The following is a 20,645-nucleotide window of genomic DNA, read 5'->3' on the forward strand; positions in this document are numbered from 1 at the left end:
GCGCGGGAGGTGCCTCGAGCGGGAGGAGCGGCGCCGCGGGGCGGGCACTCGACCTCGGACCTGGCCCGCGGTCTGACCGCATCAGCGTCGAGGCGCCCCGCGCCCCCCGCCGGTCCGGGGCAGGACCACCGCTGCCGAGGCCAGGAGCGCTGCGGAGACCGTGAACGCGCCCGGTGCGCCGAGCGTGCCCGTCAGCGACCCGGTCAGCGGTGACCCGACGGCCTGCCCGGCGGTCAGGGCGATGAACAGGGTGGCTGTCGTCGCACCCGCCAGGTGCGGGCGGAGGGCACCGGCCCACGCGATGAGCGTTCCGCTCAGCGCGGTGTACGACCCGCCGAACACGGCGGCGGCCACCCCGGCGGCCACGGGGTCGGCGGCCACCGCGGCGAGTCCGCAGGTGCTCGCGGCCGACAGCGCGACGGTCAGCACCCAGGTCCGGCGCAGCCCCAGCACGCGCACGGCGTCGCCGCTGAGGGCCCCCAGGACGGCGGTCGCGCCGAGCAGCACCCACAGCACCGCGGTGGTCCGTTCGGGCAGACCGCCGACGGTGGTGAGCAGATCGCGCCCGAACGTCCACACGGCGGCGCTGCCCAGGCCGGCGAGCGTGGCGGCCAGCACCGGGCGCAGCAGGGCTCGCCAGGTCCCACCCTCCTCAGCGGTCGTGCCGGTGGACGCGGCGCCGTCCGGTCGCGGCCAGTCCGTGCGCCGGTCCACGACCGCGGCCGTCACGACCGCGGCGACGGCCGCCGCGATCCACACCGGCCGCCACGCCGAGGGGGCGAACAGCGCCACCAGCCCCGCCGCGACGACCCCGGCGCCGGTGCCGGCGTTGACGACGGCCTGACGACGGTCGGCCGCCCGCGGGGGTGCGGTGGCCGAGACCGCGACGACCAGGGCCGGTGAGGCCGCTCCCGCCGCGCTGCCGGCGATCAGCACCCCCGCGGCGAGGGCCGCGGCCGTCCAGGCGACCGAGACGAGCAGGGCACCTGCGACGGCCGAGGCCGTGGCCAGCCACAGCACCGTCCGCGCTCCGCGGTGAGCGGTGACCCGCCGGGCGGTCAGGGCGCTCACGCAGTAGGCGGCGAAGCTGCCGGAGGCGATCAGCCCGGAGAGCGTCGGGGTGAGGGAGAACTCGGCCGACAGCTGGGTCAGCTGCAGACCGAAGCCGAAGCGGACCACCCCGTAGGTCACGGCGATGAGGCCGGCTCCTGCGGCCACGACGGCGCGCCCCGTCCGCTGCCGGGCCGGGGGCGGTGGTGCGCCGGTGCGAGGTCGCGCGGCGGGACGGGGCGCTGGGTAGAACGATCGTTTCACCATAACGCTCGTTACAGTAGACCCGTGGCGACGACTCCCGCGAGACCAGGACGAGGACGACCGCAGGAGGGCTCGGCGCGCACGCGGCTGCTCGACGCCGCGGAGGAGCTGTTCTACGCGCACGGGGTCGCCGCCACCGGGGTCGACGCCGTCCTGCGTCGCGCGCACGTCGCGCCGGCCACGCTCTACGCCCACTTCGGCGGCAAGGACGGCCTGGTCACCGCCTACCTGCAACGCCGCCACGAGCGGTGGCGGCAGGTCTGGGACGCGGCGCTGGAACGGGCCGGTGACGACCCCGTGGCGCGGCTGCTGTCGGTCTTCGACGCCCTCGAAGACCTCCAGGACGTCCAGGACGCGGCGCGCGGGTGCGCCTTCCTGGCGGCGGCGGTGGAGGTCGTGGAACCGGAGCACCCGGCGCACGAGTGGCTGGCGGCCGACACCGGACTGCTCACGGGCCGGCTGCACCGCTGCGCCGCCGAGGCCGGCGCCCGGGACCCGGCGGCGCTGGCGGCGGAACTGCTGGTCGTCTACGACGGCGCGCTGGCCGCACGTGCGCGGCGCGCCATCGCGCCGCGGGGAGCCGTCACGGCCACCGCCTCCCGGTCGGCGGCGCGGGCGCTGGCCGTCGGTGCGGTCACGCGCCACCTCGCCGGGCCCGCCGGGTCCTGAGCGGGGACCCCGCCCGCGGTGCCCTCGGTCCCACCTCGGTCCCACTCCGGTCCCCTCCCTGCGGGACAGTGGGCGCGTGGAGATCCTGCGCGTCCCCGACCCCGTCCCGACCGACGTCCTCGCCGGGTTGGTGGAGGTGCTGCGGGACGCCGTCCGGGACGGTGCCAGCGTCGGCTTCGTCCGCGTCCCCGCGGTCCCGGACGCCGAGCAGTGGTGGCGCCGGTACCTGCCCGGCGGGTGGACGTGGGTCGCGACCGAGGACGTGCGGGGATCCGTCCGGGTCGTCGGGACCGTCAGCCTGCGGGTCGACCAGCCCGAGAACGCCCCCCACCGCGCGGAACTCACCAAACTGCTGGTCCACCGCGACTCCCGGGGTCGTGGGGTCGCCTCCCGCCTGGTGGCCGCGGCCGAGGGGGCGGCCGCGGTGGCCGGGCGGACCCTGCTGGTGCTGGACACCGAGACGGGCAGCCCGGCGGAGGGCGTCTACGAACGCTGGGGTTGGCACCGCGTCGGGACGATCGAGGGGTACGCGGTGAACCCCGCGGGGCACGTGGCGGGCACGACGGTGTTCAGCAAGGTCCTGCGCGCGTCGTCGGCAGCCGCCGGCGGCTGAGACCGGGGCCGCGGACCGGCCGGGCACCTGTGGTCGGGCGCCTGTGGCAGGGTGACCCGCGTGAGGGCCCCGCACCGCGACCCGCGCCCGGTCGCGCTGGTCGCCGTCGGCGGCGCGGCGGGAACCCTGGTGCGCTGGGCCGTCTCCGCGGCCGTGCCCGCGCTGGACGGGTTCCCGGCCGCGACCCTGACCGTCAACGTGGTGGGGTCGTTCCTGCTCGGCTGGTTGCTGGAGCACCTGGTCCGCCGCGGTCCCGAGACGCCCACCGCACTGCGCTGGCGGCTCGGGCTCGGCACCGGGTTCTGCGGCGGGTTGACGACGTGGTCGAGCTTCGCGGTCGAGGTGGACCGCCTCACCAGCACCGGCTCGGCGGGGACGGCCGCCGGGTACGTCCTCGCCTCCCTCGCCGCGGGTCTGCTGGCCGTCGTGGCGGGCGTCGCGCTCGCCGGGCGGAGGGCGCGGTGATCGCGCTGCTGGCGCTCGCCGGCGGGGCGGGGGCGGCGGCCCGCTTCGTCGTCGACGGTGCGGTCCGCACGCGGTGGCCCTCGCAGTTCCCCTGGGGGGTCCTCCTCGTCAACGTCCTGGGCTCCCTCCTGCTCGGCGTCCTCACGGGCCTCGTCCTCGAAGGGGCCGACGAGCGGTGGGGGCTCGTGCTCGGCGTGGGGTTCTGCGGGGGGTTCACGACGTTCAGCACCGCGATGACCGACACCGTGCGCCTCGCGCGGGACGGTTCGGTGCGCCTGGCCCTGGTGAACCTGCTCGGCACGCTCGCGGCGACGGTCACGGCGGCCGCTCTCGGGCTCGGGCTGGCCGTCCTGGGGTGAGACGGCGCAGGTCCTCGCGCGCGGGAGGCAACCGGGGAGTCGCCCCCGTCGTCCTGGACGGCGTGGGAGAGGGGTTCGAGGAGTTCGTGGCCACCGGCAGCGACCGCCTGCTGCGGCTCGCGCTGCTGCTGACGGGCGACCGGAACCTCGCCGAGGACCTCCTGCAGGACGTGCTCGAGCGCATGTACGTCGGGTGGCGGCGCATCGAGGACCCGCACGCCTACGCCCGCACGGCCCTGGCCCGCCGGGTCACCGACCGCTGGCGGCAGAAGGGCCGTCGCCCGCGCGAGGTCGAGCTGGAGGACTGGCACGGCGAGGCCGTGGGCGACGGAGCGGCCGCGCGGGCCGAACGGTCGCGGGTGGTGGAGGTGCTGCGGGCGCTGCCGCCGCGGCAGCGCGCGGTCATCGTCCTGCGGTACTTCGAGGACTGGTCCGAGGAGCAGATCGCCGACCAGCTCGACGTGTCGCGCGGAACGGTCAAGAGCCAGGCGTCCAAGGGGCTGCGGACCCTGCGGACCCTCGTCGGGGAGGAGGTGGGTGCGCGGTGGACGAGCAGCTGAGCACCTGGGAGGAGCGGTTGCGCCGCGAGCTCGACGTCGCCGTGCGGGAGGTGCGGGCCCCCGGCGACCTCGTCGCCGCGGTGCGCGCCGGTGGGCGCCGCCGGCTGCGGCGTCGCCGTGCCCTGCTGGCCGTCCCGGCCGTCGTCGCGGTGGCCGGCGGGGCGGTGTGGGCCGCGGCGAGCGACCCGGCGGCGCGGCCGGTGCCACCCGCCGCCAGCGGTCCGGCCGGTCCGCAGGCCCCCGCCCCCGTCGCGCCGGCGCCGGCCGTCCCCTCGCCGCCGGAGGACCCGCAGGTGGGGGAACCGGCCGACGAGGCGGCGGCCGCCGACCGGTTCCTCGAGCAGTACCGGTTCGCCGACGCGCAGCGGCTGGCCTCGGTGTGGAACGTGGACACCTGGGAGGCCAAGGTCGAGGGCGGCCGGAGGCTGCTGGCGGGCGAGTCGATCCCGGAACTGCCGTGACCACGAACCGCCGTGACCACCCGGGCAACCCCGCCGCGGGTTCCGGCGTCTGGACAGGCATGAGCGGAACTCCGAACCGAACCCCTGCCCAGCGCCGCGCCGCCCGCGCCGTCACCGCGACCGTCGTCGCGGGTGGTCTGGCCCTGGCCGGCGGCAGTGCCTACGCCCAGTCCCGCGACGCCGGTGCGGAGCGACCCGTCCCGGTCGCGGCGGCCCCCGTCGCGGAACCCGTCGCGGTCCCCGCCGGGGAGCCCGTCGCCCGGGACGGCGCCGACGACGTCGCCCGGCAGACGTACTTCGCCGCGGGGTACACCTACGACGACGCCGTCGTCCTCGGTGCGCAGTGGAACCTCGACCCGTTCGAGGCCAAGGCCGAGGCCGGGCGGCGGCTGACCGACGGGCAGACGCTGCCCGTCGCCCCGGGGTCGAGTCCCGTGGCGGTCGACGGGTCCGTGGCGGCGGTGGACGCCTTCTACGCCGCGGGGTACACCTACGACGACGCCGTCGTCCTCGGTGCGCAGTGGAACCTCGACTCGTTCGAGGCCAAGGCCGAGGCCGGACGGCGGCTGACCGCCGGGCAGACGCTGCCCGTCGCCCCGGGTTCCAGCCCCGTCGCGGACCCCGTGGCGGGCGACGGGTCCTCGGACGCAGTGGGCGCCTTCTTCGCGGCGGGGTACACCTACGACGACGCCGTCGCGCTGGCGGCCGTGTGGAGCGTGGAACCCTACGAGGCCAAGGTCGCCGCCGGGCAGCGGATCCTGGCCGGGGAAACCCTGCCGGTGGTCTCCTGAACGGTCTGCCCCGCACGGGTTTCGAGGTCGAGCTGCTCGCCCCGCGGGGGGCGAGCCGGCTCGACCTCGCCGTCGAGGTCGCCCGCCGGTGCGCGGGGCGGGTGGTCCGGCGTTTCCACGTCGACACCGAGTCCTCGGCGGCACCGGGGGTGCGCACGTTCTGGCACCTGACCCCCGCGTTCGACGTCGTCGACGGCACCGGGCGGTTGCGCTGCTCGCTGGTGGACGACACCACGATCGTGGCCGACCTGGACGCGGCCGCCCCACCGCGTCCGGGGTGGTTCCGCGTGCTGAGCGACGACCCCCGGTTGCTGCGGCTCGTGCAGCGGTACGCCGACCCGGCGGAGGGGATCGGGTCGGTGCTCGCGCCGGTCGCGGAGGTCTTCGGGTCGCGGGTCGTCGAGGTCGGTGGCGTGCACCGGCTCGACGACCCCGCCGGGGCCACGGTCGCCCTCGCGGCCCCGTTGCCGGGGGAGCGGGAACGTCCCTGCGAACTGGTCACCCCGCCCCTCACCGGTGACCACGCGGAACGCCTCGAAGAACTCCTCGCCCCCGCCCGGGACCTGGGTTTCTCGGTGCCGCTGGAGGCGGCCGTCCACGTGAACCTCGACGCCGGGCCGTTCCGGGACGTCGGGGGGTTCCGGCGCGTCGTGGAGTTCTTCGCCGGGCGCGAGGAACTGCACCGGAGGTTCGGCACGAACCCGAACTGCCGTCGGCTGGGACCGTTGCCCGCCGACCTCGTGGACCTCGTGCAGCGCCGCTGGCCGGACTGGGATTCGCTGCGGGCGGCGGCGGCGCGCACGGCGGTGACGAAGTACGCCGACGTCGACGTGACCCGCGTGCTGGGGGTCCGGCCCGGGCCGGACGTGCTGGAGGTCCGGCTGCTGCCGGGGTCGGCCGACGGGGTGGCCATCGCCCGGCAGGCCGCTCAGCTCTGGGGGTCCTTGCGTTCCACGAGGTAGGTGTGGCCGTTCCGGGTCACGCGTTCCCACTGCGCGTACCCGGCCCGCGCCTCGGCGTCGGTGCGCGGCCCGCGCTGCGGGCCCTCCTCGTGGGAGACCTGGGCGGGGCCGGTGAAGCTGAACACCGCGTCGAGGAACAGGTCGACGAGCTTGTTCCTCGACGTCGGCCGCCGCAGGCGGGCCGGGGTGCCGGTGTCGTTCCGGGGCGCCGGTCCGGGCGATCGTTCGTGCATGAATCGTCAGTGTACGCGGGAGCGTCGGCCCCCTCCACGTGGGCCGGGTCACGCCCGCCCCACGTCGTCCGCGGCCTCCGGCGCCCGGTTCCGCGGGGTTCCCGGCCCGCGCTGGCACCGGACCGTTCACCGCTCCGTGGTAGGTGTGTGCCCATGCCGTCCCCTCGCCTGGCCCTCACCCGCACCTACCTCGCGCCGCCGGAACCGGCGCCGGAGTCGGCGCCCGGGGGTGGGGAACTGCCGGGCGTCGCCGACGTCCGCCCGGAGGTCGAGGTCACCAGCGAGGAGACGCACTACGACACCAGCGACCTCGCCCTCGCCGCGGCCGGGGCCTCCGTGCGCCGCCAGACCGCCGAGCGGACCAGCCCGGCCCCGCGCGGCTGGGTGCTGGAACTGCCGGGCCGCGGCCCCCGCACGCACGAGGTCCGCCAGGCCCTCGGCCGCGCCGTCCGGACGGCACCGGCTGCGCTGCAGCGCCTCACGTGGGCCGCGGCCCGCGGGCGCTCCCTCGGTCCGGTCCTGGAGCTGTCGACGTCGGCGCGCCAGCGCGACCTGCTGGACGCCGAGGGCGACGTCGTCGCGCGGCTGACGACCCGGCAGGTGCAGGCGCGCGCCCTGGCCCCCGAGGACTCCTCCCCGCAGACGTGGGCCGAGTGGCAGGTCGAGGTCGTCGACGGCCGCCGCGACCTGCTCGACGCCGTCACCGACGCCTGGGAGGCCCTCGGCGCCGAGGAGTCCGACCGCACCGCGCAGCTGCGCGCCGTCCTCGACGGCCCCGACGACGAGGACGGCCTCGACGCCGTCTCCGTCGACGACAGCGCCGGAGGGGTCGTCCTGGCCCGCCTCGCGCAGGACGTCGGCTGGCTGCTGTCGCAGGACCCCCTGGCCCGCATCGACGCCCCCGACGCCGTCCGCGCCCTGCGGGTCGCCGCCCGCCGCCTGCGCCACGTCCTGGCCACGACGGCCCCCCTGTTCACCGAGGGCGCTACCGAGGACCTGCGGGCCGAGCTCGCCTGGATCACCGACGTCACCACCCCGGTCCGCGACCTCGACGTCCTCGCCGAGAAGCTGCTGGAGGACCTCGACGAGGAGGCCGCCGGGCACACCGCCGGCACCGGCACGGGCGACCCGGCCGTCGTCGCCGACCGCGTCCGCGTCGTCCTCACCGAGCGCGCCGCCGCCGCGCACGCCGCCGTGCTCGAGGCGCTGGACTCCCAGCGCTACCGCGACCTCGTCGCCGCGCTCGAGGCGTTCGTCGCCGACCCGCCCACCGTCAAGGCCGCCCGCCGCGAGGCCCGCAAGGTCCTGCTGCCCCTCGTCGCCGACGCGCACCGCGCCGCCCGGGACGCCTACCGGGACGTCGACCTCGACACCGACCTCGAGATCGACCACGACGTCGACCACGTCACCGCCGGCGACGCCGACGCCCTCGTCCGGCTCCGCGACGCCGTCGCCGCCGCCCGCGACGCGGCCGGGGTCGTCGCCCCCAAGGTCGGCGAGGCCGCCGAGGAGTACGTCGACGTCCTCAAGGAGCTGCTCGACCTGCTCGACGAGCACGCCGGCACCGTCCTGGCCCGCGAGTTCCTCGCCGGCCTCGTCGAGGAGTTCGGCTCCGGCGCCTTCGTCCTCGGGCGCCTGCACGCGCTCGAGGAGGTCCGGTCCGCCGTGGCGTTCCACGACGTCGAGGAGGCGTGGGACGCCGCGAACCGCAAGAAGCTGCGCAAGTTCCTCAAGTGAGGTCCCCCGGGTGAGCGGGGGCGCGTCGGTAGGGTCGCGGGGTGAGCGAGATCGCGGACCCCGTGCCCCTGACCGGTGAGCGCGTCGCCCTGGAACCCCTCTCGCACGCCCACGCCGAGGGCCTGCGCGCCGTCGTCGCCGAGGGCGACCTGCACCGCACCTGGTACACGCGCATCCCCGCACCGGACGGGGTCGACGCCGAGATCGAGCGGCGGTTGCGGCTGCAGCGCGAGGGCGTGGTCGCGCCCTGGGCGGTGCGCCGCCTGGACACCGGCGCCGTGTGCGGGGCGACCACCTACCTCAACGTCCGCGCCGACCTGCCCCGCCTGGAGATCGGCTCGACGTTCTACGCGCCCAGCGCCCAGCGGACCGGGATCAACGCCGAGACCAAGCTGCTCCTGCTGGCGCGCGCCTTCGAGGACCTGCGCTGCATCGCGGTGGAGTTCCGCACGCACTGGCACAACCTGCCGTCCCGCACCGCGATCGCCCGGCTCGGCGCCCGCCAGGACGGCGTCCTGCGCCACCACGAGGTCATGCCCGACGGCTCCCTGCGGGACACCGTCGTGTTCTCGATCGTGGCCCCCGAGTGGCCCGCCGTCCGCGCCGACCTGCGGCACCGGCTGGCGCGGGGAGGGTCCCGGTGACCGCCGGGACCCCCGCGCTCGTCCTGCGCGGCCTGCTCAAGCGGTTCGGCGAGAAGGTCGCCGTCGACCACCTCGACCTCGACGTGCCCGCGGGCTCGTTCTACGGCGTCGTCGGTCCCAACGGGGCGGGCAAGACGACGACGCTGTCGATGGCGACCGGGTTGCTGCGGCCCGACGCGGGCCGCGCGTTCGTCGCCGGGGCCGACGTCTGGGCCGACCCGGTGGGCGCCAAGCGGTTGCTGGGCGTCCTGCCCGACGGGGTGCGGTTGTTCGACCGCCTCTCCGGGCTGGAGCTCGTGCGGTACTCCGGCCTGCTGCGGGGCATGCCCCGCGCCGTCGTGGAGGAACGTTCCCGCGAACTCCTCGACGCCCTGGGGTTGACCGAGGCCGCCCACACCCTCGTCGTCGACTACTCCGCCGGCATGACCAAGAAGGTGGCGCTCGCCTGCGCCCTCGTCCACGCCCCCCGCGTCCTCGTCCTCGACGAACCCTTCGAGGCCGTCGACCCCGTGAGCGGGGCGACCATCCGCAGCATCCTCACCGGGTACGTGGGCGGGGGCGGGACCGTCGTGCTGTCCAGCCACGTCATGGACCTCGTCGAACGGCTCTGCTCCCACGTCGCCGTCATCTCCGGCGGGCGGGTCATGGCCTCCGGTGACCTCGCCACCGTCCGTGGCGAGGGCACTCTGGAACAGCGGTTCGTCGCCCTCGTCGGCGGAACCCGCGACGTCACCGGCCTGGACTGGTTGCGGTGACCGGCACCGGCGACGGCCCCGGCCCCGGCCCCGGGACGTTCGTCCGCCTCAAGCTCACGCTGCTGCGCAACGGGTTGCGCCGCAGCCCCTGGCAGATCGTCGCGTTCGTCCTCGCCGCCGTCTGGGCCCTCGGCGTCGTCGGCGTCGTCGGCGCGGGCCTGCTGACCCTGCGGTTCAGCGGGACCGACGTCGCCGGGCCCGTCGTCGTCGGCGGCGGGACGCTGCTCGTCCTCGGCTGGGCGCTCGTCCCGCTCGTCGCCTTCGGCGTCGACGAGACGCTCGACCCGGCGCGGTTCGCGACCCTCGGCGTCGGCCGCCGCCGGCTCGTGCCCGGGTTGCTGCTCGCCGGGCTGCTCGGTCTGCCGGGCCTGGTCACCGTGCTGCTCGCCGCGGCGGCCGTCGTGACGTTCTCGCGGACCCCGGCCGCCACCGCGTTCGCCGTCCCGGCGCTCGCCGTCACCGTGCTCACGGCCGTGGCCGCCTCGCGGGCGACGACGACCGCGGCGGCCGCCCTGCTGCAGCGGCGCCGCACCCGGGACGCCGTCGCCGTCCTCGGCGGGCTCGTGCTCGTCGCCTTCGGCCCGCTCACCAACGTCGCCCTCGGCCGCGCCGGTTCCGGTCTGCCCGCCGTGGCCGACCTCGGCCGCACCGTCGCGGGCGTGGCGGGGTGGACGCCGCCCGGGTTCGCGGTGGCGGCCGCCGCCGACGCGGCCACCGGGCGGTGGGCCCTCGCCGCCCTGCGGCTGCTCCTGGCCCTCGTCGTCCTCGCGCTCGTCCTGGCCGCCTGGGCCCTCGCCCTCGGCCCGGCCGGGACCGGACCGGGTGGGCGGGCCGCGGCCTCGGCCCCCGCCGAGGACCGCCGTCACCCGCTGTTCGACCGGCTGCCGGACACCCCGGCCTGGGCACCGGCGGCCGCCGTCGCCGTCCGCTGCGCGCGGTACTGGCGACGGGACCCGCGCTACCTCCTCAGCGCGGCCTCCCTCGTCGTCGTCCCGCTGCTGCTCGTCGTGCTCCCGCTCTCCCAGGGCGGGTCCATCGGGTCCTGGCCCCTGGCCGCGGGTCCGGCCATCGCGTTCGTCATGGGCTGGTCGCTGCACAACGACGTGGCCTTCGACCACTCCGCGTTCGCCCTGCACGTCGCGACCGGGCTGCGCGGCCGCGACGACCGCGCCGGCCGGGTGCTCGCGGCCGGTCTGTGGCAGCTCCCGCTCCTGCTCCTGACCGCCGTCGGCGGCTGCCTGCTGGCCGGCCGCGCCGACCTCGTGCCCGCCGCCGTCGGGGCGAGCCTGGCGCTGTTCGGGGCCTCGCTCGGGGTGTCCTCGGTGGCCAGCGCCCTCGTGCCGTACCCGGCCCCGGCGCCCGGGGCCAACCCGTTCCAGACCCCCAAGGGGGCCGCCGCCGCCACCGTCGGCGTGCAGTTCGGCACCTCCACCGCGACGACGCTGCTCGCGCTGCCGACGCTCGTGCCCGCCGTCGTCGCCCTCGTCGGCCCGGCCTGGGCCGGCTGGATCGCGCTGCCGGTGGGGCTGGTGACGGGCGTCGTCCTGCCGTGGGTGGGCATCGTGCGGGGCGGGGCCGTCCTGGACCGCCGCGCCCCCGAGGTGCTGGCGCGGGTGAGCTCGTCGTGAGCGCGCGGGGCTGACGGTGGACGCCTCGGTGGTGCCCGTCGCGCTCGCGGTCGTGCTGCTCGCCGGGGTCGCCGTCGGCGTGGGTGCCCTCGCCGGGATCCGGCACGGCCGCGCCGTCGTCGTCGCCGTCGCCCGGGCCGTCGTGCAGGTCGTGGCGGTGGGGCTCGTCCTCGGCCTGGTGCTGCGCACCCCGGCCCTGGCCCCGGCCTACCTCGCCCTGGCCCTCGGGGTGGCGAGCTGGACGTCCGCGCGCCGGCTGCGCACGGACGGGCTGGGCGTGCGGCGGGTGTGGCCCGTGACGGTGCTGGCCGTCGGCGCGGGGGCGGGGACCGCCGCCGGGATCGTCCTGGGGGTGGGTGCCCTGCCGGCGCACGTGCTGCAGGTGGTGCCGTTCACCGCCCAGCTCATCGGCGGGTCGATGACGGCCACGACGCTCGCGGGGCGCCGGATGCTCGACGACGTCGAGGCCGGCTGGCACGAGGTCGAGGGGTGGTTGGCGATCGGGGCCCGCACGGTGCGGGCGGTGGCGCCGATGGGCCGGACCGCGGCGGCCCGGGCGCTCGCCCCGGCGCTGGACCAGACGCGGACGGTGGGGCTGGTGACGCTGCCGGGGGCGTTCGTCGGGCTGCTGCTCGGCGGGGCCAGCCCGCTGGAGGCCGCCCGCGTGCAACTGCTGGTGCTCGTGGGCCTGCTGGCCGCCGAGACGGTCGCCGTCGTGGTGGTGACGCGGGGCGTCGGGAGGTCGCTGCGCGGCCGTCCCGGGGTGCGGGCCTGACCCGAGGACCCGTGGGGCGCCGTCCACGGACGACGAAGGGCCCTCACCCCGGTGCGGGGTGAGGGCCCTTCGCGTGCACTGCCGTCAGCAGGTCAGAGCGCGACGACCGACTCGGCCTGCGGGCCCTTCTGGCCCTGGGTCACCTCGAACTCCACGCGCTGGTTCTCCTCCAGCGAGCGGTAGCCGCTGCCACCGATGGCCGAGTAGTGGACGAAGACGTCGGGGCCGCCGCCGTCCTGCTCGATGAACCCGTAGCCCTTCTCGGCGTTGAACCACTTGACGGTGCCCTGAGCCATGCTTTCTCCAACACGTTTCCAGTCGGTCAAGCCCCACGCGTCTGCGGGGCTCGGGCTGAGTGGAACGCCACGCCGGACCGGTCGCCCGGCCGGCGCGACGCCCGCAACACACTCCGCGGGCGTTCAGAACGATCGAGGAGCTGCGGTGAGCTGCAGCCGTGGGGAAGCTAACACGCACAGTGCGACCGTGCGCAAGACCTTCACGCAGCTTGATCACCCGTGGAGCAGTGGTGCGCGTCACCCGCACCCGTGCGTGTCGTCGGTCCGGCCGCCCCGGTCAGCCCCGGGACCGCGCGACGGCGGCCGCGGTCTCCTCCGCGACGAGGTCGGCGTTGACCGCGGCCCCGGCCACCAGCCCCGCGCCGGCGGCGGTGACGACCTGGGCCTGCGGGTCGGTGACGTTCCCGGCCAGGTGCACACCCGGGACGCTCGTCGTCCCGCCGGGGCCGGACGGGTAGCGGTCCCCGATCTCCACACCCCCGAACACCACCGGTTCGCGGGCGATGCCGAGGTCGTCCAGGACGGGCGAGGAGACGCGCGCGGGGGCGCCGACGACGAGGACGTCGCGCTCGACCACCGTGCCGTCCGCCAGTCGCACACCGCTGATCCCGCCGCCGGTCGACAGGACCTCGCGGACCTCCCCGTCGACGATCCGGACCCCGCGGGCGAGCAGTTCCTCGCGTCGCTCGTCCGTCAGCGCCGGGGCGGTGTGGGAGAAGTACACGAGGTCGGCGCTCCACTGGCGGAACAACCACGCCTGGTGGCCCGACAGCGCGGACGTGGCGAGGACGCCGATCGCGCGGTCGGCGACCTCGTACCCGTGGCAGTAGGGGCAGTGCACGACGTCACCGCCCCAGTGCTCGACCAGCCCGGGGACGTCGGGCAGCTCGTCCACGAGACCCGTGGACACGACGAGGCGGCGCGCGTGGAACTCCCCGGCGGAGCTCGTGACGGTGAACGTGCCGTCGGGGTTGCGCGCGGCACCCGTCGCGGTGGCGGCCACGACCGTCCCGCCGTAGCGGCGGACCTCCTCGGACCCCGTGCGCTGCAGGTCGAGGGGCCCGATGCCGTCGCGGGTCAGGAAGTTGTGGACGCCGTGGGCCGGCGCGTTGCGGGGGTTCTGGGCGTCGAGGACGGTGACGCGGCGGCGGGCCCGGCCGAGGGCGACGGCGGCCGACAGTCCCGCGGCGCCGCCGCCGACGACGAGGGCGTCGAGCAGGTCGGGGGTGGTTTCTCCAGGCATGGTGGGAGCTTCACCGGGGAACTCCGCCGCGACCAGCCTGCTTGCCATTCCGGCAAGCAGGCGCTGGGACGACCCGCGTGGTGGGGACACTGGAGGACGTGGGGGACAGTGGGAACGTGCCGGCGGTCGTCGCCGCCGTGGGACCGCGGCTGCGGCGGCTGCGGACCGACGCGGGCCGCACCCTCGCCGAGGTCGGTGCCGCGACGGGGATCTCCGTCAGCACCCTGTCGCGGTTGGAGTCCGGCGGCCGGAAGGCGACCCTGGAACTCCTGCTGCCGCTGGCCGAGCACTTCGAGGTGGGGCTCGACGAACTGGTCCGGCCGCCGCGCCCCGCCCCCCGCCCGGCCCGGCGGACGACGAACCGCGGCGCGACCTTCCTGCCCCTGACCGCTGCCCCCGGCGGGTTGCGGGCCTACAAGCAGGTGCTCGACCCCGGCACGGGGGAGGACTCCGACGAGCAGTACGTCCACGAGGGGTACGAGTGGATCTACGTCATGGCGGGGCGGTTGCGGCTGCGCCTGGGCGAGGACGACTTCGTCGTGGCCGCGGGGGAGGCGGCCGAGTTCGACACCCGGCTCCCGCACCGCATCAGCAACCCCGGCACCACCCCGACGGAGTGCCTCGTGCTGTTCGGCCGGCAGGGCGAGCGCATGCACGTGCGGGCGCGGCCGGCCCGCTCCGTCAGGTCGCGGTGAGTTCGCGGACGACGATCGCGCTCAGCGGGCGGTCGGCGAAGAGCAGGCGCACGGCGTCCGGGTCGGGGTTGCCGGCGTCCGGGCCCCGCCAGACGAGGTCCAGCCCGGCACGTTCGGCCGCGGCCCGGGAGCGGAGGTTGTGCTCCAGCAGGTAGGCCGTGACCGGGACGTCGGACCGCACCCGCCGGGCCGCGGCGAGGGCGGCGCGGATGAGTTCACTCGCGTACCCCTGGCCCCAGGAGGCCCGGGCCAGCCGGTAGCCGAGGTTCCACGTCAGCCCCAGGCGCAGGTCGCACCCGCCCATCCCGACGAGCGAGCCGTCGGGGTCGCGGGCCACCCAGCTGCCGAGGCCGATGAGCCGCCAGCTCTCGTCGACGGCGTCGAGCAGGAGCCGCGTCGTGGCGGGGTCGGTGTGGCGGCGGCTGGGGAAGTGCTCCCACACCGCCGGGTCGGAGTAGAGCGCGAAGACGTCGTCGAGGTCGGCCGGCACCGGCCGGGTCAGGACGAGCCGGTCCGTCCGCGCGGTCTCCTCGGTCACGGGACCACCCTGCCACCCGGTCGCGTGGACCCGGCCACCGGTCCGCGGTGCCGGGAGCACCCGTCCGTCGCACACTGGAACGGTTGCCCCGCAGAACGAGAGGACGAGGATGAACACCCGCCGGACCCGAGCACTGGCCCTGACGTCGCTGGCCGCGCTGGCGCTGACCGCGGGGTGCTCGGACACCGCGTCGGACACCGCGTCGGGCACCGGGGGTTCGCCCACCACCCCGCCGGTCACCTCCTCGACCAGTCCCACCACCTCGTCCGCCGCCACCACCAGCACCTCCACCGCCTCGGCGACGAGCAGCGTGGACCCCGGTGCCACGGGGCCCACCGCCGGGGTGCCCGACGGGGCGGGGACGGCGACGACGGTCGACCTGGACGGTGACGGGCGGCCGGACACGGTGTGGCTGAACGACACCGGCGACGACCGCGTCCTCGGCGTCACGACGACGTCGCACGGGACGGTGTTCACGAACTTCACCTCCGCCGCCCCGCAGCCGGCGTCGGTGAGCGCGGCCGTCCTCGCCTCGGGGGCGCCGGTCGTGTTCCTGGACACCGGGCGGTCGGTGCAGCTGCACGTCTACCGCGTCGAGGGCCCCGCGCTGAGCGTCGTCCGGGGCGTGGAGGGGGACCCGTACTCCTTCAGCCTCGGGTTCACCCCCTACGGCACCGGGTTGACGTGCCGGGCGCAGTCGGACGGGCTGCACCTGTACGGCGAGAACGCCGTCGCCGACGGGGGCACGTTCACCCTCACCCGCACCGAGGTCCACGTCAGCGCCGAGCACTCCGTGGCCCAGAACGGGGACACGACGACGGTGGGCACCGGGTTGTCCGCCGACGACCCGCTCGTGCGGGCCGCGCGCGGGACGACCTGCGGGGACGGCGGGGTCGCGCACGAACCGCGGTGACGTTCCCAGGGCGGGTCAGCGGAACCGGCGTCCCTGGTCGCGGCGGATCGCCGCCACCGCGACCGCCCCGAGGACGACGCCCCAGCCGAGGAGCACGGGCACGACGTGCGTGCCCACGTCCACGCCGGTGACGGCGCTCGTCACGAGGTCGCGACCGGCGCGCGTGGGGGTCCAGACCGAGATGGAGCGCAACCACCCGGGCATCCCCTCGGGCGGCACGAACAACCCGCCGGCGAACGCCAGCGGCAGCAGGACGACCTGGGCCAGGGCCAGGGCCGACTTGGCGGGCAGCGAGTACCCGATCGCCAGTCCCAGCGCGAGCAGCGGAACCCCGGCCGCGAGCAGGGCGAGCAGACCCGCGAGGAACCGCCCCGGTGTGACGGTCGCGTCGGTGAGCAGGGCCGAGATCAGGACGAGCGGGACGAGGCCCAGCACGGTGAAGAACGCGCCCACCACGACCCGCGCGACGAACCTCGGGGTGGCGCCGACCGGCAGCGTCCGCAGGTGGGTGTCCCAGGGCAGTGCCCGGTCCTCGGCGATCCCCGCGCCGTGGGTGAACAGCGCGACGCTCATGGCGGAGAACACCGCGAGCTGGGCGGTCGAGGCCGTCGCCGCGACCGGGGACATCGCCCCGGCCTGGGGGACGACGAACACGGTGAAGATGAGGGCGGGGAACACGGCGGTGCTCACCACGACCACCGGCACCCGCAACGTCTCCAGCACCTGGTAGCGGGTGTGCAGCCACGTCAGCCGGAGCGGACCGGCGGCTCCGGACGCACGGGTCACGACCGGTCCCCGGGGGTTCCCGTGAGGGCCAGGAACGCCTCCTCGAGGGACGCGGCCGCGACCTCGAGGTCGCGGAACGCCACGGCGCGGTGCACGAGGTCGCGCACGAACTCGTCGGCGTCGGGGACGAGGAGCTCCACGCGGTCCCCGTCGTGGACGAGCACCTCCGTCCCGGCGAGCAGGTCGCCGGGCACGTGCGCGGCGCGGAACCGGACGCGGCGGACGTCGGTGCGTCCCCGCACCTCCTCCACGGTCCCGGCGACGAGCACGCGGCCGTGGTCGACGACGAGGACCCGGTGCGCGAGGGCCTCGACCTCCTCCAGGTGGTGCGAGGTCAGCAGCAGGGTCCCGCCGCCGGCGACGAAACCGCGGACGGCCTCCCACAGCGCGAGCCGGGCCGGCACGTCCAGGCCCGTCGTCGGTTCGTCGAGCAGCACCACCTGCGGCCGGCCGACGAAGGCGAGGGCGACCGCGACGCGCCGCTGCTGGCCCCCCGACAGCCCGCCGCACTGCCGCCGGGCGAGGTCGGTGAGGCCGAAGCGTTCCAGGACCTCCTGCCGCGGAACGGGATCGCGGTGGTGACCGGCGACGAAGTCGACCACCTCGCGCACGGTGAGGGTCTGCGGCAGGCCGGTCGCCTGGGGCGTGACGCCGAGGCGGGCGCGGGCGCGGGGTTCGCGCGGGTCCCCGCCGGCCACCCGCACCGTGCCGCGGTCGGGTCGGCGCAGCCCGGCGAGCAGCGACAGCAAGGTGGACTTGCCGGCGCCGTTGGGGCCCAGGACCCCGACGGCCTCACCGGCCTCGACGTGCAGGCTGACGTCGTCGAGGGCGGTGACGGGCCCGAAGGTGCGGGTGACGTGGGCGACCTCGACGACGGGTGCGGGCACGGACCCACCCTCCCCCGGGGGCGGTGGTGGGACAACCGCGCCCGTCGCCGGTCAGGGGCGGGCGTAGCGGCGGCGGAACTTCTCCACGCGGCCCTCGGTGTCCAGGACGCGGGCGGTCCCGGTCCAGAACGGGTGGCTGGCGGCGGAGACGTCGACGTCCCACACGGGGTAGGTGCGCCCGTCCTCCCACTCCAGGGTCGGCAGGTCGCGCGTGACGATCGTGGAGCGGGTGAGGAACGCGGTGCCGGCGGACTTGTCGCGGAAGACGACGGCCTCGTAGACGGGGTGGATCGCGGGGCGCACGGGGGTCTCCTCGGAGCGATTGTCGGGAATGGTTGTCAGTAGCGGTAGTGTTGCACAGACCGTACGGCGACCAGGAGGAGATGACGTGTCGGCTCGATGCCAGGTGACGGGGGCCGAACCCGGGTTCGGGAAGTCCGTCTCGCACTCGCACCGCCGGACCAGCCGGCGCTGGGACCCCAACGTCCAGCGCAAGAAGTACTTCGTGCCCTCGCTGGGGCGCACGGTCACGCTGACCGTGTCGGCACGGGGCATCAAGACCATCGACCAGCGCGGCATCGAGTCCGTGGTGGCGCAGATCCGAGCGCGAGGGGAGCGCATCTGATGGCGAGGACCGCCGACGTCCGTCCGGTGATCAAGCTGAGGTCGACCGCGGGGACCGGGTACACGTACGTGACCCGCAAGAACCGCCGCAACGACCCCGACCGCATGGTCATCCGCAAGTACGACCCCGTCGCGCGCAAGCACGTCGACTTCCGCGAGGAGCGCTGATGGCCAAGACGTCGAAGATCGCGCGGAACGAGCAGCGCCAGGCCGTCGTGGAGCGCTGGGCCGACCGCCGCGCCGAGCTCAAGCGCGCGTCCGTGAACCCGCACCTGCCGGCCGAGGAACGGGCCGCGGCCCAGCTGGCGCTGCAGAAGCTGCCGCGCGACGCGAGCCCGACGAGGTTGCGCAACCGCGACGCCGCCGACGGCCGGCCCCGCGGGTACCTGCGCAAGTTCGGGATCTCGCGCGTCCGGCTGCGGGAGATGGCCCACGCCGGGGAACTGCCCGGCGTCACGAAGTCGAGCTGGTGAACGAGGTCCGGGAGGAGCCGTCGTGAAGGTCGTGAAGTCGCTGAAGTCCCTCAAGCAGAAGGAGGGTTCCATCGTCGTCCGGCGGCACGGGAAGGTGTTCGTCGTCAACAAGCGGAACCCGCGGTGGAAGGCCCGGCAGGGCTGAGACCCTGCACGGGTGACCGTCGCTGAACTGCACGAGGAACCGCCCGGCGGACCCGCCGGGCGGTTCCTGCGCACCGCGTTCTGGTGCGAGACCGCCGCTGTCACCGGGCTCCCGCTGGGCGGCGGTGCGCCGCGGTCGGACCTGACGGACCTCGTCGCCCCGCACGGCACGTTCGTCGTGGCGGGGGAGCGGCTGGGGTGCGTCGGGGTGCGGCTCCTGCCCGACGGCGCGGCGGAGGTGAAGCGGTTGTTCGTCACGCCGCAGGCGCGTGGCACCGGTCTGGGCCGGCGGCTGCTCACGTGGTGCGAGGACTGGGCCCGCGACCGCGGCGCGGCCCGGCTGGTCCTCGACACCCACGGCGCGCTGACCGCCGCGTGCTCGCTCTACCTGTCCGCGGGTTTCCACGAGGTCGAGCGGTACAACGACAACCCGCACGCGCAGCTGTGGTTCGCCAAGACGGTGCGCGCCGGAACCCCTCGCTGACCACCCGGCCGACCACCCGGCTCGTCACCACCTGGCGCGTTGCGCCAACCCGAGCGCGTAGGAGGACCACCACGTCCCCGCCGCGGGTTCGCCGCGTCCGCACTCCCCGTCGCTCTCCCCGACGCGCTTGACCCACAGCAGGGCGTCGAGGTGCGGGCGGCCCGTGGAACTGGTGGGCGGGTCGCCGAGCGCGCGTCCGGGCGGGTTGCACCAGGTCCCGTCCGCGCCGTTGCCGTTGCGGCTGGTGTCCACGACGTAGGACGCGCCGCCGAGCAGGGAGGAGAGCCGGTCGCCGTAGGCCGCCTCCTGGTCGGTGGTCCCGAAGTTGGAGACGTTGAGCGCGAAACCGCGCGCCCGGGCCACCCCGGCCTCGCGCAGCCGCTGGGCCATCGTGTCGGCGGGGATCCAGCGCGAGGTCCCGGCGTCCAGGTACGTCACGGCGCCCGGGGCCCGGGCGAGCACGTCGACGGCGTCGCGCAGCACCGCGCTGCGGGCCCCCCGGGCGGTGGGGGACAGGCAGTCGTACTGCGCCAGGGCGTCGGGTTCGAGGACGACGACGACCCTGCTCGTCCCGATCCCCGCGGCGACCTCGCGGACCCAGGCGCCGTAGGCGGCGGCGTCGGGCAGGCCACCGGCGGAGTGGTTCCCGCAGTCGCGACCGGGGACGGCGTACAGGGCGAGGACCGGTACGGTGCCGGTCGCGGTGGCCGCCCCGACGACGTCGGAGACGCGGCGGCGGACGTCCTGGGTGCGGTTCCAGTCCCCGAGCCAGACGGTGGAGGGCTGGTCGGCGATCTTGGCGAAGGCGGCCGCCGCGGGGCCGGTGCTCCGCGCCGCCTCGCGGCGCGCGTTCGAGTCGGGGTCGACCCAGAACCGGGCGCCGGCCAGCGGGTTCGACCCCACCGGGAGCGGGGTCGGGGTCGTCACCACGGGCGCGGCGGTGAAGGTGATCGTGTCGAGGCGCAGGTTGCGGTCGCACCCCGCCTGCCGGTCGTTGGTGAACCCCACGCCGACCCGGTGGCCGCCGGCCGCCCAGTTCCCGTCCACGGTCAGGGTCGTGAAGGTGGTGGACGTGACGGCGCTCGCGGCGACCCGCCGCCCGTCGACGTCGACGGTGGCGTTCGGGGCGCCGTCGCACTGGTCCCCGCGCCAGACGACCTGCAGGCGGGTGGCGGCTCGTGGCAGCTGCACGGTGCCGGTGGCGGTGCCGTTCGTCCAGATCAGCAGCTCGGCGCCGGCGGAGGCCCCGGGGGCGGGCTGGACGCGTCCGAGGTTCGCGGCGAGCGAGAACGTCTCGGCCTCCGCGGTGGCCACGACCTCCGGCCCGGCCCCGGGGGTGGTGCCGGTCACGACGGCGGGCGTGGCGAGGGCTCGCGGTCCCCGTGGCACCACGACCCCGGCCGTGGCGGCGCCGGCGGACGGCAGGCCGGTGAGCGTGGCGGTGACCAGGGGGACGGCGCACGCACCGACGAGGAGGCCGACGCGGGTCCGGCGGTGGGGCGCGGTGGGCGCGGCGGTTCCGCCCCTCCTGGTCTTCACGTCGAGTAGTCAAGCACTTACACAGCGTCGACGTACAGGTCAGTGAGGGGTTCGACG

At 76.2% G+C, this 20,645-nt stretch carries 29 protein-coding genes; 20 read left to right on the forward strand and 9 right to left on the reverse strand.

Translation table 11 applies throughout. The features are described 5' to 3' along the window. Positions 1-81: 81 nt before the first annotated feature. Positions 82-1,218 (reverse strand): MFS transporter, encoded by a 1,137-nt coding sequence (locus AB2L28_RS17435; RefSeq protein WP_370720258.1) that lies wholly within the window; start codon positions 1,216-1,218, stop codon positions 82-84. Between the two features lie 120 nt (positions 1,219-1,338). On the opposite strand from AB2L28_RS17435, the gene AB2L28_RS17440 reads away from it, so the two are divergent. The 8 genes from AB2L28_RS17440 (at position 1,339) to AB2L28_RS17475 (ending at position 6,194) form a co-directional block, all read left to right on the forward strand. After that, a complete protein-coding gene (locus tag AB2L28_RS17440) occupies positions 1,339-1,983 on the forward strand; it encodes a TetR/AcrR family transcriptional regulator (RefSeq protein ID WP_370720259.1) in 645 nt (214 codons plus the stop codon). A gap of 76 nt (positions 1,984-2,059) precedes the next feature. Continuing rightward, positions 2,060-2,596 (forward strand): GNAT family N-acetyltransferase, encoded by a 537-nt coding sequence (locus AB2L28_RS17445; protein WP_370720260.1) that lies wholly within the window; start codon positions 2,060-2,062, stop codon positions 2,594-2,596. A 60-nt stretch (positions 2,597-2,656) separates the two neighbouring features. Continuing rightward, positions 2,657-3,061: a fluoride efflux transporter CrcB gene (gene crcB, locus AB2L28_RS17450; protein WP_370720261.1), complete on the forward strand. Its 405-nt coding sequence runs from the start codon at positions 2,657-2,659 to the stop codon at positions 3,059-3,061. Beyond that, on the forward strand, positions 3,058-3,420 hold the full coding sequence (locus tag AB2L28_RS17455; protein ID WP_370720262.1) for a fluoride efflux transporter FluC: 363 nt from the start codon (positions 3,058-3,060) through the stop codon (positions 3,418-3,420). Before crcB ends, AB2L28_RS17455 begins: the two co-directional genes overlap by 4 nt. After that, positions 3,417-3,980, forward strand: coding sequence for a SigE family RNA polymerase sigma factor (locus tag AB2L28_RS17460; RefSeq protein ID WP_370720263.1), 564 nt, complete (start codon positions 3,417-3,419; stop codon positions 3,978-3,980). Before AB2L28_RS17455 ends, AB2L28_RS17460 begins: the two co-directional genes overlap by 4 nt. Beyond that, positions 3,965-4,441 carry a hypothetical protein gene (locus tag AB2L28_RS17465; protein ID WP_370720264.1) on the forward strand — a complete coding sequence of 159 codons (477 nt, stop codon included), beginning with the start codon at positions 3,965-3,967 and terminating at the stop codon, positions 4,439-4,441. The genes AB2L28_RS17460 and AB2L28_RS17465 overlap by 16 nt, the downstream gene beginning before the upstream one ends. A 59-nt stretch (positions 4,442-4,500) precedes the next feature. Next, on the forward strand, positions 4,501-5,232 hold the full coding sequence (locus AB2L28_RS17470) for a hypothetical protein (protein WP_370720265.1): 732 nt from the start codon (positions 4,501-4,503) through the stop codon (positions 5,230-5,232). After that, positions 5,151-6,194 carry an amidoligase family protein gene (locus AB2L28_RS17475; RefSeq protein WP_370720266.1) on the forward strand — a complete coding sequence of 348 codons (1,044 nt, stop codon included), beginning with the start codon at positions 5,151-5,153 and terminating at the stop codon, positions 6,192-6,194. The genes AB2L28_RS17470 and AB2L28_RS17475 overlap by 82 nt, the downstream gene beginning before the upstream one ends. Here AB2L28_RS17475 and AB2L28_RS17480 read toward each other — a convergent pair. Then, positions 6,161-6,427 carry a hypothetical protein gene (locus tag AB2L28_RS17480; RefSeq protein ID WP_370720267.1) on the reverse strand — a complete coding sequence of 89 codons (267 nt, stop codon included), beginning with the start codon at positions 6,425-6,427 and terminating at the stop codon, positions 6,161-6,163. The two genes, AB2L28_RS17475 and AB2L28_RS17480, sit on opposite strands and share 34 nt — an antisense overlap. A gap of 153 nt (positions 6,428-6,580) precedes the next feature. Here AB2L28_RS17480 and AB2L28_RS17485 point away from each other — a divergent pair, with 153 nt between their 5' ends. The 5 genes from AB2L28_RS17485 to AB2L28_RS17505 are packed head-to-tail and all read left to right on the forward strand — an operon-like array spanning position 6,581 to position 11,966. Next, complete coding sequence (locus AB2L28_RS17485; protein WP_370720268.1) at positions 6,581-8,164, forward strand: CYTH and CHAD domain-containing protein; 1,584 nt, start codon at positions 6,581-6,583, stop codon at positions 8,162-8,164. A gap of 41 nt (positions 8,165-8,205) precedes the next feature. Then, a complete protein-coding gene (locus tag AB2L28_RS17490; protein ID WP_370720269.1) occupies positions 8,206-8,808 on the forward strand; it encodes a GNAT family N-acetyltransferase in 603 nt (200 codons plus the stop codon). Further along, a complete protein-coding gene (locus tag AB2L28_RS17495) occupies positions 8,805-9,563 on the forward strand; it encodes an ABC transporter ATP-binding protein (RefSeq protein ID WP_370720270.1) in 759 nt (252 codons plus the stop codon). The genes AB2L28_RS17490 and AB2L28_RS17495 overlap by 4 nt, the downstream gene beginning before the upstream one ends. Continuing rightward, on the forward strand, positions 9,560-11,191 hold the full coding sequence (locus AB2L28_RS17500; protein ID WP_370720271.1) for a hypothetical protein: 1,632 nt from the start codon (positions 9,560-9,562) through the stop codon (positions 11,189-11,191). The genes AB2L28_RS17495 and AB2L28_RS17500 overlap by 4 nt, the downstream gene beginning before the upstream one ends. A gap of 16 nt (positions 11,192-11,207) precedes the next feature. Beyond that, positions 11,208-11,966, forward strand: coding sequence for an ABC transporter permease (locus tag AB2L28_RS17505; protein WP_370720272.1), 759 nt, complete (start codon positions 11,208-11,210; stop codon positions 11,964-11,966). 92 nt (positions 11,967-12,058) lie between these two features. Here AB2L28_RS17505 and AB2L28_RS17510 read toward each other — a convergent pair whose 3' ends face one another. Together AB2L28_RS17510 and AB2L28_RS17515 are read right to left on the reverse strand one after the other, a co-directional pair. Continuing rightward, positions 12,059-12,262, reverse strand: a complete 204-nt coding sequence (locus AB2L28_RS17510) for a cold-shock protein (RefSeq protein WP_370439634.1) — start codon at positions 12,260-12,262, stop codon at positions 12,059-12,061. A 277-nt stretch (positions 12,263-12,539) separates the two neighbouring features. After that, a complete protein-coding gene (locus tag AB2L28_RS17515; protein WP_370720273.1) occupies positions 12,540-13,505 on the reverse strand; it encodes an FAD-dependent oxidoreductase in 966 nt (321 codons plus the stop codon). Positions 13,506-13,621: 116 nt separating this feature from the next. On the opposite strand from AB2L28_RS17515, the gene AB2L28_RS17520 reads away from it, so the two are divergent. Further along, on the forward strand, positions 13,622-14,200 hold the full coding sequence (locus tag AB2L28_RS17520) for a helix-turn-helix domain-containing protein (protein WP_370720274.1): 579 nt from the start codon (positions 13,622-13,624) through the stop codon (positions 14,198-14,200). On the opposite strand, the gene AB2L28_RS17525 is transcribed toward AB2L28_RS17520, so the two are convergent. Continuing rightward, positions 14,187-14,738 (reverse strand): GNAT family N-acetyltransferase, encoded by a 552-nt coding sequence (locus tag AB2L28_RS17525; RefSeq protein WP_370720275.1) that lies wholly within the window; start codon positions 14,736-14,738, stop codon positions 14,187-14,189. The genes AB2L28_RS17520 and AB2L28_RS17525 overlap by 14 nt on opposite strands. Before the next feature lie 109 nt (positions 14,739-14,847). On the opposite strand from AB2L28_RS17525, the gene AB2L28_RS17530 reads away from it, so the two are divergent. Then, positions 14,848-15,651: a hypothetical protein gene (locus tag AB2L28_RS17530; protein ID WP_370720276.1), complete on the forward strand. Its 804-nt coding sequence runs from the start codon at positions 14,848-14,850 to the stop codon at positions 15,649-15,651. 15 nt (positions 15,652-15,666) lie between these two features. Here AB2L28_RS17530 and AB2L28_RS17535 read toward each other — a convergent pair whose 3' ends face one another. From AB2L28_RS17535 to AB2L28_RS17545, 3 genes are read right to left on the reverse strand one after another with little or no spacing between them, the layout of a single operon-like run. Further along, positions 15,667-16,437, reverse strand: a complete 771-nt coding sequence (locus AB2L28_RS17535) for an ABC transporter permease (protein WP_370720277.1) — start codon at positions 16,435-16,437, stop codon at positions 15,667-15,669. Continuing rightward, positions 16,434-17,324: an ABC transporter ATP-binding protein gene (locus AB2L28_RS17540; protein ID WP_370720278.1), complete on the reverse strand. Its 891-nt coding sequence runs from the start codon at positions 17,322-17,324 to the stop codon at positions 16,434-16,436. Before AB2L28_RS17540 ends, AB2L28_RS17535 begins: the two co-directional genes overlap by 4 nt. A gap of 51 nt (positions 17,325-17,375) precedes the next feature. Beyond that, a complete protein-coding gene (locus AB2L28_RS17545; protein WP_370439642.1) occupies positions 17,376-17,627 on the reverse strand; it encodes a type B 50S ribosomal protein L31 in 252 nt (83 codons plus the stop codon). Positions 17,628-17,712: 85 nt separating this feature from the next. On the opposite strand from AB2L28_RS17545, the gene rpmB reads away from it, so the two are divergent. The 5 genes from rpmB to AB2L28_RS17570 are packed head-to-tail and all read left to right on the forward strand — an operon-like array spanning position 17,713 to position 19,049. Then, positions 17,713-17,949 carry a 50S ribosomal protein L28 gene (gene rpmB, locus AB2L28_RS17550; RefSeq protein ID WP_370720279.1) on the forward strand — a complete coding sequence of 79 codons (237 nt, stop codon included), beginning with the start codon at positions 17,713-17,715 and terminating at the stop codon, positions 17,947-17,949. Further along, positions 17,949-18,116, forward strand: a complete 168-nt coding sequence (rpmG, locus tag AB2L28_RS17555) for a 50S ribosomal protein L33 (protein WP_370439644.1) — start codon at positions 17,949-17,951, stop codon at positions 18,114-18,116. The genes rpmB and rpmG overlap by 1 nt, the downstream gene beginning before the upstream one ends. Then, the gene (rpsN, locus tag AB2L28_RS17560) at positions 18,116-18,421 is read left to right on the forward strand and encodes a 30S ribosomal protein S14 (RefSeq protein WP_370720280.1); all 306 of its coding nucleotides are present in this window, start codon (positions 18,116-18,118) and stop codon (positions 18,419-18,421) included. Before rpmG ends, rpsN begins: the two co-directional genes overlap by 1 nt. Before the next feature lie 22 nt (positions 18,422-18,443). Continuing rightward, positions 18,444-18,566 (forward strand): type B 50S ribosomal protein L36, encoded by a 123-nt coding sequence (ykgO, locus tag AB2L28_RS17565; protein ID WP_370720281.1) that lies wholly within the window; start codon positions 18,444-18,446, stop codon positions 18,564-18,566. A 12-nt stretch (positions 18,567-18,578) separates the two neighbouring features. Then, a complete protein-coding gene (locus AB2L28_RS17570; RefSeq protein WP_370720282.1) occupies positions 18,579-19,049 on the forward strand; it encodes a GNAT family N-acetyltransferase in 471 nt (156 codons plus the stop codon). A 24-nt stretch (positions 19,050-19,073) separates the two neighbouring features. Here the strand turns inward: AB2L28_RS17570 and AB2L28_RS17575 are convergent, their stop codons facing one another. Then, positions 19,074-20,588 (reverse strand): glycoside hydrolase family 6 protein, encoded by a 1,515-nt coding sequence (locus tag AB2L28_RS17575; protein WP_370720283.1) that lies wholly within the window; start codon positions 20,586-20,588, stop codon positions 19,074-19,076. Positions 20,589-20,645: the final 57 nt, after the last annotated feature.

It is taken from the genome of Kineococcus mangrovi (assembly GCF_041320705.1).
GTDB classification, from domain to species: Bacteria; Actinomycetota; Actinomycetes; order Actinomycetales; family Kineococcaceae; genus Kineococcus; species Kineococcus mangrovi.